The organism is Sphingopyxis sp. GW821-FHT02C12, from assembly GCF_059421785.1.
This window is the reverse complement of sequence record NZ_JBWKVQ010000002.1, coordinates 997,912-1,011,190: the sequence shown is the minus strand read 5'-3', so window position 1 is coordinate 1,011,190 and position 13,279 is coordinate 997,912. Positions and strand designations below refer to the sequence as shown.

Sequence of the window (13,279 nt, the reverse complement as noted above, 5' to 3'; positions counted from 1 at the left end):
GAGACATGCTTTCACGTCGTCATTTGATCGCCGCCGGCATTGCATCGGCTGGACTGGGGTCCAGCGCGCACGCGCGCAAACTGGCTCAGCTGGACAATGTGTTGGCGCCCTTCCCCGCGAATTTCGCCTTCGGCGCCGCGACCTCGGCCTATCAGATCGAAGGGGCGGTGGATGAGGATGGCCGCGGCGCATCGTCATGGGATCGTTTCTGCGCCGAACCAGGACGCGTGAAAGGTGGCGCCAGCGGTGCGGTCGCCGACGACCATTATCATCGTTTCGGCGACGATGTGGCGTTGATGAAAGCGCTCGGGCTGACCCACTACCGCTTTTCGATCGCCTGGCCGCGGATCGTACCGGCGGGGTCCGGTGCCTCCAATCCCAAAGGGCTCGATTTCTACGACCGGCTGATCGATGCCTTGCTCGCCGCGGGAATCAAGCCCGTCGCGACATTGTTCCATTGGGACACCCCGGCGCCGCTCGAGGATGCCGGGGGCTGGATGGTCCGCGATACCGCGCTCCGCTTTGCCGATTATGCCGCGCTGGTCGGAAAACGATACGCCGACCGCGTGGCGATGTGGATGCCGCTCAACGAACCGCTATCGCTGACGTCGATGGGATATATGCTGGGCCTCCACGCCCCCGGCAAGCAGCTGGGCATGGCCGCGCTGGCGGCGGCGCACCATCAGCTACTGGCCCATGGCCTGGGCGTCGGCGCGCTGCGCGCTGCCGGGGCGAGCGCGATCGGAATCGCCAACGTCCACGCCCCCACATGGCCTGCCAGCGCGGCATCCGCAGACGTGGACGCGGCGAAAATATACGATGAACTGGTCAACTGGACCTTCGCCGACCCCCTGTTGGCCGGCACCTATCCGGCAGGCGTGGCGGAGTTGATGCCGGTGCAAGCGGACGATCTGAAGATCATCGCGGCGCCGCTCGACTGGTACGGCGTAAATTATTACAATCCGACCCGCGTCGGCGCTCCCGACGGACGCGCCGCGATTATCGATGGTGCAGCCATAGCGGCGCAACCGCTCTTTTCGATTCAGGACATAGCGGGCTATCCCCAAACCGACTTCGGATGGCCGGTCATTCCCGCCGGGCTGGAAGAAATTCTAACGCAATTGCAGGCCCGCTACGGCGCGAAATTGCCGCCGATCTACATCACCGAGAACGGCTGCTCGTACAACGACGGGCCGGGCGCCGACGGCCGTGTTCGCGATGCCCGGCGCGTCGAATATGTCAGCTCTCATCTTGGGGCGTTACAGGCCGCTATGGGGCGGGGAATCGATGTGCGCGGCTATTTCGCATGGTCGCTGATGGACAATTTCGAATGGGCGGCGGGTTACGATCAGCGCTTTGGATTGATCCATGTCGACTATGAAACATTGCAGCGCACGCCTAAGGATTCCTTCCATTGGTATCGTGCATTGATCCAAAAGAATCGTGCGGCACGGTGAGTATCAGTCGGCCGCAAACGACGCCGCGGACGGCACCAAAGCCATTCGATGACGCGTCATTCGCGACATCGAAGATGACGCGCAGTCGCTGGGCCGATATGGTAGCCATCAGGTCATCAAACGCGTGGGGTACCGGATTCGACCCGCCCATGATCATGGAAAGGTCGATGTGAACGCCCGCGCCAAAATCAATCCCCGCTCGCCGCCCAAGCAGGAGCGCGCGCAGGCGACTTACGACTTGCTGCTCGACGTCGCCGGCGAACTTTTGGGCGAAGTCGGCATCGAACGCATCTCGACCAACATGATCTGCGCGCGCGCCGGTTTGACGCCGCCAGCGCTCTATCGTTATTTCAAGGATAAATATGCCGTGCTCGAGGCGCTGGGGCAGCGCCTGATGACCAAGCAGAACGACGTTCTGGAAGCGTGGATCGCGCGTCATGTCGATCAGGGCGTCGATGCGCTGCGCGACAATATCGAGGAGCTGATGCGCGAAACGGCGGCGGTGACGCGCCCCGAACCCGGCGCCGTGTGGATTCTGCGCGCGCTCCACGCAACGCCCCAACTTGCGCATATCCGCCTCGAATCGCACCGCTATGTCACCGACCGGCTGGTCGAAGCCTATGCCCGCAATCTGCCCGACGCCGACCGCGACGAGCTGTGGCAGGAACTGCGCCTGACGGTCGAACTGGGCTTCGCCGCCGACGAGATGCTCTATGAAGAAACGCGCGTGTCGCCCGACGCCATATTCCGCCTCACCGCACGCATGCTGCGTGGCGATCAATCTTGAAGGAGCTTTTGGTCGGTGATGGGCTCAAGACCGAAGTGTTGAGCGTAGCCAACTGAAGATCGATATCAAAACCGTGGCTTGAAAGCCCGATAGCGTGAAGCAGCTCGAGATAGATCGGCGCAAACCCGCAATCCGCTTTGAGCGCGTCGCGAAGATGGTCGCGCAGTTCACCACGACCGCATTGAGTCAGCCGCTGATCGGCCCCGTCCCGACCGGGGTCGGCCCGCCCGCGTTCGTCTGACGATAGGCGCAACCGCCGCAGCATAGTCGCACTCACCCCCCAACCATGCTACACGTCCCCCGGGCGCGTCATCAGGGGAGAAAACCGATGCGGGGTTCCGGGCCGTTGTGGGGGCTGCTCAATCAGGCCCGCCGTGCCAATCTGGCCGAACGGGGCGCGCCGCCGCCGATCGCCGCTGCGCAGGGGATCACCCGCCGCCGGATGCTCGCGGCGCTGGGCGCCGCCTCGGCGCTTCCCTTGGTCGGCTGGCCCGCCCCGTCGCGCGCCGCCTCCGGCCTGCGTGTCGCCATCATCGGCGGCGGCCTCGCGGGACTGACCGCGCTCGATGCGCTGACCGCCGCCGGGGTCGAGGCGCATCTTTACGAAGCGCGGGGCCGGCTCGGCGGGCGCGTGCTCACCGCGAATAACGCCCCCGAACCGGGGCTGAATATCGAGGATGGCGGCAACCTCATCAACACCGACCATGACGACATGCTCGCGCTGGCGAAGCGCTTCGGCATTCCGCTGATCGACCGCAAGCCGATGGCCGCGCACACCCGCTATGTCGCCGACGGGCGCCTGCTCGGCGACGCCGAACTGATCGAGGACCTGCGCCCGATCGCCGCGCATATCGGCCGGGATGCGGAGATTCTCGACGCCGACTACGCGGTTGCCGCGCTCGGGCTCGACTCGATTTCGGTCGCCACCTATCTTGACGCCAATGCCGGGTTGATGAAGCCGCACGTCCGCGCGCTGATCGAGGCGACGATCCGCACCGAATTCGGCGCCGAACCCGATCAGGCCTCGGCGATGGAACTGCTGTTCAACCTGCCCGTCGTCGACGGCGAACAGGCCGAACTGATCTCGCTCAGCGACGAGCGTTTCATCCTGACCGGCGGCTCGTCGAGTGTCGTCAGGGCCTTGTCGGAACCGCTGATGTCGCGCATCTCGACCGGCCATGCGCTGCGGTCGATCGCCCCGGGCAAGGACGGGCTCGACCTGCGCTTCGCCAATGGGAAGCGCGACCGCGTCGACCGCGTCATCGTCACCGTTCCCGCGCCGCTGATGCGCAGGATCGATTATGGCGGGCTGTTATCCAAAGAATGGGCGGAGCTGGTCAGCGAGATCGACTGCGGCCGCAATGAAAAGATCAACGCCGGCTATGCATCGCGCGTCTGGGAGCCGGCGACCGGCCCTGCGGGGTCCGCCTGGGCGGTCGACACCGGCGGACCCGGCGTCTTCTCCGAATTTTGGGACGCGAGTTCGGGCCAGCCGGGCGAAGCCGGGGTGCTCACCTGGTTCTTCGGCGGCGATCAGGTCGATGCGCTGATGGCCGCCAGACCCGAAACGACCCTGCGCCGCGCCGAAGCGGCGATCGCGCCGGCCGTTCCGGGCCTCGATGCCCGTAGCATGCGCCGCACGGCATGGGGCAAGGATCCATTCGCGCGCGGCGCTTACTCGACCTTCAAACCCGGCCAACTCACCCGCTTCGCCCCGCATTTATGGGTCGAAGAGGATGGCAAGGCGACGCGGCAGGCGGTCGCCGGACCGATCGTCTTTGCCGGCGAGCATCTGTCGGACGCCTTCCCCGGCTATATGAACGGCGGGGCGCAGACCGGGCGGCTGGCGGCGGCGGCGATATTGGCTGGCCTTGGCTGACGAAAATCGCGCGAAAAACTGACGTTCTTTCAATTCACCGCGCCCGGCACCCCCATCGTCCCAAAGCCATTCATCAACTTTTTTGTCGATTCCGACCTTGAACCTTCACAAACGACGTGCATTATGGTGCAATGCACAATCAGAATCCCTTCTCCCTGCGATCGATCGAGCGATGAACGATACCCGCCTGAAACTGATGGAAGCCATCGCGCGCCGGCGCCGCGTCACCGCGCTCTACAACGGCAACCAGATGATCCTCGCCCCGCACCAGATGTTCGAACGCCGCGGCGACCTGTTCGTCAGCGCGCTCAACCTCAGCAAGAACTGGCGCTCGCCCGACGACTGGAAGCTCGGCCATTTCAAGCTCGACGGCCTCGCCGTGACCGAATTGCAGGACGAGGAGTTCGAGCCTTTGCCGTCGTTCGAAGCCGCGGCGCCGCACGCCGACGACACCCTGCTCCTCGCAGTCTGAGCGAAAAAGGGCGGGCATCGCGGCCCGCCCCTTCCCCTTATTTCTCGGCGACCAGCGGCTCGTCGCTCGTCTTGACCAGCGACCAGATCACCCCGCCCGCGATCAGCGCGACGGTGACGCCCAGGCTGACCAGCGGCGGGAATTTGTCGCCGCCGAGGATGAAATCGGCGACGAAGATCTTCGACCCGATGAACACCAGCACCAGCGCCAGCGCATATTTCAGATAGTGGAAGCGGTGGACCATCGCCGACAGCGCGAAGTACAGCGCGCGCAGGCCGAGGATCGCCATGATGTTCGACGTATAGACGATGAAGGTGTCGGTGGTGATCGCGAAGATCGCCGGCACGCTGTCGACCGCGAACACCAGGTCGGCGAGGTTGATCACCACCAGCGCGAGGAACAACGGCGTCGCCGCGAGCGCCAGCTTTCCGGTCTTTGTGTCGGGGACCTTCACGAAGAATTTTTCGCCGTGCAGATCGTCGGTGATCGGGATGTGGCGCGACAGCCATTTGACCACAGGATTGCCCTTGACGTCCATCGGCGTGTCGTCGGCGAACAGCATCTTCACGCCGGTGAAGATCAGGAACGCGGCGAAGATATACAGCACCCAGCCATATTCGGTAACCAGCGCCGCGCCGCCCGCGATCATGATGCCGCGCAGCACGATCACCGCGACGATGCCCCAAAGCAAAGCGCGATACTGATAGCGCGGCGGGATCGCGAAGGTCGCGAAGATCAGCGAGATCACGAAGATATTGTCGATCGACAACGCCTTCTCGATGAAGAAGCCGGTATAATATTGCAGCCCCGCCTCGCCGCCCTTCGCGGCCCAGATCCAGGCGCCGAACGCCAAGGCTATGCTGATGTAAAAGGCCGAGAGTTTGAGGCTCTCGCCGATCCCCATCTCCTTGTTCTCCTTGTTCAGGAAACCGAGGTCGAAGGCGGTGAGCAGCACGACCAGCCCGATAAAGGCCAGCCAGAACCAGGCCGGGGTGCCCAGCCAGTCCGCGGTCAGAAATTCCATGATATTGTCCCTGGTACAGGTCGAACGCGCCGCCCGCCCCTCAGGAGGGGAAAGCCGCGCGCCCGTCATTCTTGTTGTTGGATCAGCGCGCCAGCGCGGGCCGCATCTGCGCGGCGAGCCGGCGCTTGACCGCAAGCTTCGCCGCTTTCAGCCGCAGCAGGCGGAACGCATCGGCGCCGCGGCGCCTTCCCTCGCTGCGCACGGCGTCGTCGAGCCGGCGGTACAGCGCGGTCAGTTTATAAAATCGCGAATATGACGTCATACAGGCCTCCTGATTGAGCGAACTCAAAAGACAGGTGACGCCGACGCCCGAACCCTTGTCAGGGGGGAGATGGGCCGCAAGCATCGGTGTCACCCGATGCGGTCCGACATCACGTGGCGGGAAATATCCCGCCGACGCCAGAGGGGCCCGGCCCGCATGACTCCCATCTAGAGACGCGGGGGCTGGCTTTCAACCCCCCGCCGCGCCATGCTGGCGCGAGCCGGCCTCGTCCCGGCGCCGGGGGAGTCTTTTCATGTCCGTCCTTGTCGACCGCGACGGTCCGGTTTTCATCGTCACCATCGACCGCCCGGCGAAGCGGGGCGCCGTCGATCCCGCGACCGCCGCCGCGCTGCGCACCGCCTTCGCTGCCTTCGCCGAGGACGATGGCGCCAGCGTCGCGATCCTCACCGGCAGCGGCGGCCATTTCTGCGCCGGCTTCGACCTCAGCGCCGTCGGCGCGACCCGCTACGACCCCGACGGCCCCGGCCCGATGGGTCCGACAAGGATGCTGCTCGAAAAGCCGGTGATCGCAGCAGTCGAGGGCCATGCCGTCGCCGGCGGGCTCGAACTCGCTTTGTGGTGCGACCTGCGCGTCGCGGCCGAGAGCGCGGTGTTCGGCGTCTATTGCCGCCGCTGGGGTGTGCCGCTGATCGACGGCGGCACCGTCCGCCTGCCCCGCATCGTCGGTCAGGGCCGCGCGCTCGACATGATCCTGACCGGCCGCCCGGTCGATGCCGACGAAGCCCAGCGCATCGGCCTCGCCGACCGTGTCGTCCCCGACGGCACCGCGCTCCCCGCCGCGCTCGCGCTCGCCAGACAGATCGCCGCCTTCCCGCAGCTTTGTATGACCAGCGACCGGATGAGCGCCTATCGCCAATGGGACCATGACATCGAAGCCGCGCTTGCCCACGAGGCCCACGCCGGCGTCGCCCCCTTGCGCGGAGGCGCCGCCGCGGGCGCAAAACGTTTCACCGAAGGCGAAGGCCGCAGCGGCAGCTTCGCGGCTTTCAAGGGATAATGACATGACGCTGAAACTCGCCATCGCCGCCGCGCTGCTCGCCCTGCCCCTTCCTGCACTCGCTCAGCCCGCAAACATCCCCGCCGCCATCTACACCGACCCGCCCGCCGACAAGGCCCATCCCGCCGCGATGGAGGTCGTCCATATCCCGAGCGGCGGCGTGGAAATCAACGGCGTCGTCTATATCGCCGCCGGCGCCGGCCCGCACCCGACGGTGATCCTCTGCCACGGCCTGCCCGGCAACGAAAAGAGCCTCGACCTCGCACAGGCGATGCGCCGCGCCGGCTGGACCGTCATCGCCTTCAACTATCGCGGCTCGTGGGGCAGCCCCGGCGAGTATCGCTTCGCGCAGAACCTCGAGGACGCCGACGCCGTCCTCGCCTTCGCGCGCGACCCCGCCAACGCCGCCAAGCTGCGCATCGACCCCAAACGCCTCGTCATCATGGGCCACAGCATGGGCGGCTGGGTCACCGCGCTCACCGCCGCGCACGACAAGCAACTCATCGGCGCCGCGATGATCTCCGCCGCCAACCTCGGCGCTTTCGGCAAGGCCCCGCGCGACCAGCTCGCCGCGGGCATGAAGGCCAACGGCCAGGAAGCCCTCGCCGGCACCTCGCCCGAAATCATGGCCGACGAACTGATCGCGAAAGCCGACGCCTTCGACTGGCTCAAGGCCGCTCCCGCGCTGACCGCCACCAACCTCTTCATCCTCTCCTCCGACGACGGGTTGGCGCCGGGCACCGATGCACTAGCCAAGGCGATCCAGGATGGCGGCGGGACGAAGGTGAAGACGCTGCACGTCGCGACTGACCATAGCTGGTCGGACGCGCGGATACGGTTGCAGGCGGAGGTTTTGGGGTGGCTCGAAACCCTGAAAGCCGAGGAATAGGCCACCGAGACCCGCCGCTGCAACCGACACCGGCGCGCGATCAATCCATGCGATTGAAATGCGTCGTTTCCAGCTTCTCGCGGCTGTTGCCCGACCAGACGATCGTTTCGGTCATCGATTCCCGATCCTTGGCAACGGTGTAGACCCGAGTCGACACCCGCGCGCCGGCCTTGCCCAAGGTCATCACCAACGTGTCCGGCGCCGGTTGGCGCAGCGCCACGCTGTCGATGAAATCCATATTGCCCGTGATCGGCACCGCGACGCCATCGAGCGCCGCGGTCGATTCCGAATAGCGGCGCGACCCGTCGGGCGCGACGATTTCGACGCGCGTTTTCCATTTGCCGTCCGGCGCGGCATCGAAAGCGATGGTCACCCGCTGCGGCCGCTCGTTCGCGGGCATCTGCGAGGTGTCGAGCGACCAGCTCCCCGCGAGCGGCAGCGGCTGCGATGCGGCGCTGGCAACGGCGGCCGGCGCGGCGGCCTGTTCCGCCGACGGAGCGGCGGCGAGCATCAGGCCGGCGGCGGCCAGAGGTATCGTAATGAGCATGACGATCATTCCTTTCGAACCGCGAACCCCCATGGCCGCGGTGTGCTCCCGGTCCTTCCCGACCGGGCGCGCGTTCGAAAGATCGATATTTTTGTCACAATTTTCTGGGGCATCCAGAAGGCGAGCCAACTCGCGGCTGCTGCCGACCCCCGTCTTGCGGCGAGCGCTGCGCAACCGCTCGTTGATCGCGGTTTCCGAATTCTCCAGACGCGCGGCGATCGTCTTTACCGTATGCCCGGCGGCGAGCAGGCGCAGGATCTCCAACTCGCGCTCGGTCAGACAGGCGGACAAGCCGGGCATGGGGCGGTTGGCAGACATATGCTGTTGCTCACCATAGCGGCACGAACAGGTCCATCCCAATTTATTTGGAAGGGCCGTAGCGGGCATATGCGGCATGCAAAGGCCTGAGGCATGGCAACCTTTTGCGCGCCGTGAACGAGCACCGCGCTGTTGCGCCCGTCACCCCGGGCTTGACCCGGGGTCCCGCTCAATCGACGCTCCCCCCCCATGGACCGAGAAACAAAAGGCGGCTGGGTCTACATCATGACCGACCGCTACCGCGGCACGATGTACGTGGGCGTCACCGCCGACCTCCCGCCCGCATCCAAACGCCCCTGCATCGCCCACGAAAAGGCCCTCAAACGCTGGCATCGCGAGTGGAGATTCAAATTAATTAAGCGCGGAAATCCCGGTCTATTTGGCGTGCTGTCACTGTGCTAACACCCACCCCCATAATCCATCGGCTTGCCTCGCACTAAGTTGACCGAGTAGCTACCATCCGCCATTTTTCTTCCAATCTGAATGACGTTGTTTTGCCCGACAGTTGATCCGAATTTACCCGACCCCGAAGGCCACATATTGCCCTGAAAGCTATCTTTGGGCGCGATGAGGCCCCACACTTCCCAAGTATCACCCGGTGTAACATTCTTCGCAAGGAGGGGGATGCAAACCGGCCCCTGTCCTTCTTCAAAAACGCCGACAGCTTTGCCGTTTATTTTGACTTCCAAATTCACGAAGCTCCAAATGCTAGAGTACGAAAGCCAGATTAGGGTGTCTTGTCCTCGAGGAAGCTCTGGCATTGGGGCTTGCAGCGCCGTCTCGGCGGCGGCAGGAGCCATAGCTGCTGGAGTCGACTTGCCTTCGGGCTGATTGCTGGGCAATCTGTTCGAAAGCTCTGTGGCCGTGGAAGGTGTGCTTTCCGGTTTTGAGGTGGACGTTTGGTCGAGAATAATTTTCTCGGAGCCATTGCTCAGGTAGAGCAAGACTCGATCCCTGATGCACTCTCGTATATTGTCATACTGGCCAGCACGATCCTCCGCAGGGATCGCTTGATCAACGATTATTCGCAATTCTTCTTTCGTTACGTTCGCTTTGCCCTTCAATAGCCCGCTGATGCGTGCTTCTGCGGCGGCGCTTGCGTCGTCGGACTGCCTTGAAAGTGTCGGCTCGGCTAAGCACGCATCCCGTGCAAATGCCAACGCCGCATTTATGCGTTTTTCAGTCGAAGTGGCGTGGTCGGCGCCGCCTGCCTCGCTCGGCCTATCCCATAGCCAGAGGGTTATGATAATTGCGGTCAGTAACAGGCCCGCTATAGCCATCGGAACGAGTATGTAAGGCGGTGATCTGCGCCGTGGCATTGCCCACTCCCCAGAGGTCGTGCTGGTTACCTACCTAAGACTTCGTGACTATTCGCCTTCGAGATGAAGGGTCTCGCGCCTATCTGTCAATGTATTTGTAGGCGATCTTCCTTCACTTCCCCATCAACTTCATCGCCATCCCCGTCAGCGCCTCGGTCGCGGTCTCGATCACCGTATCCGCCTCGGGCGCCCAGAAGGGCGAGTGCAGGCTCGGCAGGCTCTTCCCCGCCTTTTGCGCCGCGTCATATTCGGCGCGCGGCACCCCGCCGACCCAGATGATCAGGCTCTTCACATCCTTGTTCGCGTCGCGCGAATAGCGGCTGAAATCCTCGCCGCCCATCACCGGCGGCATCTTGGTCACCCGCGCCTCGCCGAACTGCGTCTTCAAAAACGCCGCCATATCCTCGGTGAAATCGACGGTGTTGAAGGTCGCAGGAGTATATTCGTCCTTCTGCACGCTCACCACCGGCATCTTGTCGTCGGGCATCCCCGCCGCGATCGCTTCGCCCTTCGCGATGCGCGCGATGCCGTCGAGCAGATGATTGCGCACCTCGTCCGAATAGCTGCGCACCGTCAGCTGCAGCTTCGCCTCGTCCGAAATGATATTATGCTTGGCCCCCGCGTGGAAGCTGCCGACGGTCACCACCGCGCTGTCGAGCGGGCTGATCTCGCGCGACACCAGGGTCTGCAGCGCGCCGACGATGCGGCTCGCCAGTACGATCGGGTCCTTGGTCGTCTGCGGATAGGCGCCGTGCCCGCCAACCCCCTTCACGAGGATATCGACGCTGTCGACATTGGCGAGCGCATAGCCCGGCGTATAGCCGATCTGCCCCGCGGGAAACTGCGCCGCATCGTGGAACGCGAGCGCATATTGCGGCTTGGGAAAGCGCGTATAGAGCCCGTCCTCGAGCATCATCCGCGCGCCCGCGCCGCGTTCCTCGGCGGGCTGGCCGATCATCACGAGCGTGCCCGACCATTTGTCCTTGTTCGCCGCCATGCGCCGCGCGACGCCGACCCAGGCGGTCATATGCGTGTCGTGGCCGCACGCGTGCATCACGCCGGTCTCGACGCCTTCCTTGGTCGTCACCCGCACCTTCGACGCGCCGGGCAGCCCGGTCTGTTCGATCACCGGCAGCCCGTCCATGTCGGCGCGCAGCAGCACCACCGGGCCGGGGCCATTCTCCATCACCGCGACGATGCCGGTGCCGCCGACCTTTTCGGTGACCTTGAAGCCCAGCTTGCGCGCCTCGGCGGCCATGATGCCCGCCGAGCGGACCTCCATGAAACTGAGTTCGGGGTTGGCGTGCAGGTCGGCATAGATCGCCATCAGCGACGGCATATCCTTCTTGATCTCGGCCTGGATCGCCGGGTCGGCCGTCTGCGCCGCCGCCGAAACCGCACCCACAGCCGAAAGCGCGAGGGCTGCCACGCCCGCCAGCAAAATCCGCATCTTATTCCCCTGTTTCAAGCCATGATGGCCTTGGTTATCCGTTCGTGTCGAGCGAAGTCGAGACACCCATGCGGCGTGCGGGGCTTCGCGTGTCTCGACTTCGCTCGACACGAACGGGGATTATAGGCTCGTTTTGATAATGGTTGTCAGCTTTCCGGCACCAGTTCGATCACGTCGACCAGCGATTCATACGCCGGCGCGGGCAGCACCAGCCGCCAACGATTGTCGCCGATCCGCTCGACCAGCCCCGCCATGTCGCGCATCCGGTCGCTGCCGTAATTGACCGCCATCTTCTCGTCGCCGAGTTCGAGCGTGCCAAGGAAGACCTGCCGCGTCAGATTGTCGGGAAAGATCAGCCCGACCGGCCGCTGCGACCCCGTCAGCTTGACCAGGCTCGAAATCCCCTGTTCGGCCGCCACGCGGCAACGAAACCAGCCATAGGCGATATAGCCCAGCGTCCCGCCGCTCTTGGCGCCGACCTTGATCGTGCGGCATTTGTAATCGCCCGCGGGCAGATGCGGATTGGGCAGCGCCGCGGTCGGGTGCAGCAAAATGCCCTCGCGGTCGATCTGCGCCCCGAACCCCTTGGCGCGCGCATCGGCCAGCGCGGCTTCCCAGCTCGAATACCAGTTCCGGACGCGCGCCTTGTCCTGCTCGGTCGCGGTCGAACGCCAGCCGCCCTCGGTCGCGGGCGGCGGCACGTCGGCGACCGACGGCGGAATTTTCGGCACCGTGTTGCACGCGGCGAGCGTCGACGCCGCCAGAACGCCCCCGATTATCGATGTACGACCCCACATTGCTCCGTCTCTCCTGTCCGGTTCGGCGTTAACCTTAGGGGGCGAAGGGAGAATGCTCAAGGCGGATGCAAATTCCTTCTCCCCTTGAGGGAGAAGGATACGAAGGCTTGCGAGCGAAGCGAACTAGCCGCAGTTGGATGAGGGGTCGCGAGCCTTTGGCTCGCGCGGTCGCTTGCGACCGCAACCCCTCACCCAGCTTCGACTAGGCAGCAAGCTGCCAAGTCTTCGCAACCCTCTCCCTCAAGGGGAGAGGGTTAGCGATTACGCCGCCGTCCACCCGCCATCGACGCTCAAATTCGCCCCAGTGATATTCGCCGCCTCGTCGCGTGTCAGGAACGCCGCCAGCGCCGCGACCTGTTCGATCGTCACGAACTGCTTCGTCGGCTGGCCCGCGAGCAGCACGTCGTTGATCACCTGCTCGCGCGTCATCTTGCGCGCCTTCATCGTGTCGGGAATCTGATTCTCGACCAGCGGCGTCCACACATAGCCCGGGCTGATGCAGTTCGCGGTGATCCCCGCATCGGCGACTTCCAGCGCGACCGTCTTGGTCAGCCCGGCGAGGCCGTGCTTCGCGGTGACATAGGCCGATTTGAACGGCGAGGCGACGAGCGAGTGCGCCGACGCGGTGCCGATGATCCGCCCCCAGCCCTTCTTGCGCATCCCGGGCACCGCGTGGCGGATCGTGTGGAACGACGCGGTCAGGTTCAGCGCGATGATCATGTCCCATTTTTCGACCGGGAAATCCTCGATCGGCGACACGAACTGCATCCCGGCGTTGTTGACCAGGATGTCGACCCCGCCGAAATCCTTGTCGGCGCGCTGGAACATGTCTTCGATCGCGTCGGGCTTGGTCAGGTCGGCGCCGTCATAGGCCGCCTTGCCGCCGTTCAACACCTCCAGCGCCGCGCGCTCGGCCTCGATCGCCGCCGCCTCGCCGAACCCGTTGATGATGATATCCGCGCCCGCCGCCGCGAACGCCTTGGCGATGCCGAGTCCGATGCCCGAGGTCGAGCCGGTGACAAGGGCGGTTTTGCCTTTCAGGTGCATGATGAATTCCTTT

Annotated in this window: 14 protein-coding genes and 1 pseudogene; 8 read left to right on the top strand and 7 right to left on the bottom strand. The window is 64.6% G+C overall.

Annotation, left to right across the window (positions count from 1 at the left end; genetic code table 11):
- Positions 1 to 5 precede the first annotated feature (5 nt).
- From AC07U1_RS20150 to AC07U1_RS20130, 5 genes are all read left to right on the top strand, one after another.
- A complete protein-coding gene (locus AC07U1_RS20150; RefSeq protein WP_495177759.1) occupies positions 6 to 1,457 on the top strand; it encodes a GH1 family beta-glucosidase in 1,452 nt (483 codons plus the stop codon).
- A gap of 169 nt (positions 1,458 to 1,626) precedes the next feature.
- A complete protein-coding gene (locus tag AC07U1_RS20145) occupies positions 1,627 to 2,244 on the top strand; it encodes a TetR/AcrR family transcriptional regulator (RefSeq protein WP_492739345.1) in 618 nt (205 codons plus the stop codon).
- Positions 2,245 to 2,338: 94 nt separating this feature from the next.
- Positions 2,339 to 2,485 (top strand): hypothetical protein, encoded by a 147-nt coding sequence (locus tag AC07U1_RS20140; protein ID WP_495177760.1) that lies wholly within the window; start codon positions 2,339 to 2,341, stop codon positions 2,483 to 2,485.
- Between the two features lie 87 nt (positions 2,486 to 2,572).
- Entirely contained in the window at positions 2,573 to 4,123 is a 1,551-nt protein-coding gene (locus AC07U1_RS20135) for a flavin monoamine oxidase family protein (RefSeq protein ID WP_495177761.1), read from the top strand.
- A 172-nt stretch (positions 4,124 to 4,295) separates the two neighbouring features.
- Complete coding sequence (locus AC07U1_RS20130; RefSeq protein WP_495177762.1) at positions 4,296 to 4,595, top strand: WYL domain-containing protein; 300 nt, start codon at positions 4,296 to 4,298, stop codon at positions 4,593 to 4,595.
- Positions 4,596 to 4,632: 37 nt separating this feature from the next.
- Here AC07U1_RS20130 and AC07U1_RS20125 read toward each other — a convergent pair whose 3' ends face one another.
- Complete coding sequence (locus tag AC07U1_RS20125; RefSeq protein ID WP_495177763.1) at positions 4,633 to 5,619, bottom strand: TerC family protein; 987 nt, start codon at positions 5,617 to 5,619, stop codon at positions 4,633 to 4,635.
- Positions 5,620 to 5,701: 82 nt separating this feature from the next.
- Entirely contained in the window at positions 5,702 to 5,881 is a 180-nt protein-coding gene (locus AC07U1_RS20120) for a DUF465 domain-containing protein (RefSeq protein WP_495177764.1), read from the bottom strand.
- A 253-nt stretch (positions 5,882 to 6,134) separates the two neighbouring features.
- Here AC07U1_RS20120 and AC07U1_RS20115 point away from each other — a divergent pair, with 253 nt between their 5' ends.
- On the top strand, positions 6,135 to 6,899 hold the full coding sequence (locus tag AC07U1_RS20115; RefSeq protein ID WP_495177765.1) for a crotonase/enoyl-CoA hydratase family protein: 765 nt from the start codon (positions 6,135 to 6,137) through the stop codon (positions 6,897 to 6,899).
- 4 nt (positions 6,900 to 6,903) lie between these two features.
- The gene (locus AC07U1_RS20110; RefSeq protein ID WP_495177766.1) at positions 6,904 to 7,788 is read left to right on the top strand and encodes an alpha/beta hydrolase family protein; all 885 of its coding nucleotides are present in this window, start codon (positions 6,904 to 6,906) and stop codon (positions 7,786 to 7,788) included.
- 40 nt (positions 7,789 to 7,828) lie between these two features.
- Here AC07U1_RS20110 and AC07U1_RS20105 read toward each other — a convergent pair whose 3' ends face one another.
- Positions 7,829 to 8,653, bottom strand: coding sequence for a response regulator transcription factor (locus AC07U1_RS20105; RefSeq protein ID WP_495177767.1), 825 nt, complete (start codon positions 8,651 to 8,653; stop codon positions 7,829 to 7,831).
- A gap of 189 nt (positions 8,654 to 8,842) precedes the next feature.
- Here AC07U1_RS20105 and AC07U1_RS20100 point away from each other — a divergent pair.
- A pseudogene (locus AC07U1_RS20100) lies at positions 8,843 to 8,932 on the top strand (GIY-YIG nuclease family protein); the annotation flags it as partial.
- Positions 8,933 to 9,051: 119 nt separating this feature from the next.
- On the opposite strand, the gene AC07U1_RS20095 reads toward AC07U1_RS20100, so the two are convergent.
- The 4 genes from AC07U1_RS20095 to AC07U1_RS20080 form a co-directional block, all read right to left on the bottom strand.
- Entirely contained in the window at positions 9,052 to 9,933 is an 882-nt protein-coding gene (locus AC07U1_RS20095; protein ID WP_495197784.1) for a hypothetical protein, read from the bottom strand.
- 151 nt (positions 9,934 to 10,084) lie between these two features.
- Positions 10,085 to 11,422 carry an amidohydrolase gene (locus AC07U1_RS20090; RefSeq protein WP_495177769.1) on the bottom strand — a complete coding sequence of 446 codons (1,338 nt, stop codon included), beginning with the start codon at positions 11,420 to 11,422 and terminating at the stop codon, positions 10,085 to 10,087.
- Between the two features lie 146 nt (positions 11,423 to 11,568).
- Positions 11,569 to 12,219 (bottom strand): DUF4893 domain-containing protein, encoded by a 651-nt coding sequence (locus AC07U1_RS20085; RefSeq protein WP_495177770.1) that lies wholly within the window; start codon positions 12,217 to 12,219, stop codon positions 11,569 to 11,571.
- Between the two features lie 261 nt (positions 12,220 to 12,480).
- Positions 12,481 to 13,266, bottom strand: coding sequence for a 3-hydroxybutyrate dehydrogenase (locus tag AC07U1_RS20080; protein ID WP_056350785.1), 786 nt, complete (start codon positions 13,264 to 13,266; stop codon positions 12,481 to 12,483).
- Between the last annotated feature and the right edge of the window lie 13 nt (positions 13,267 to 13,279).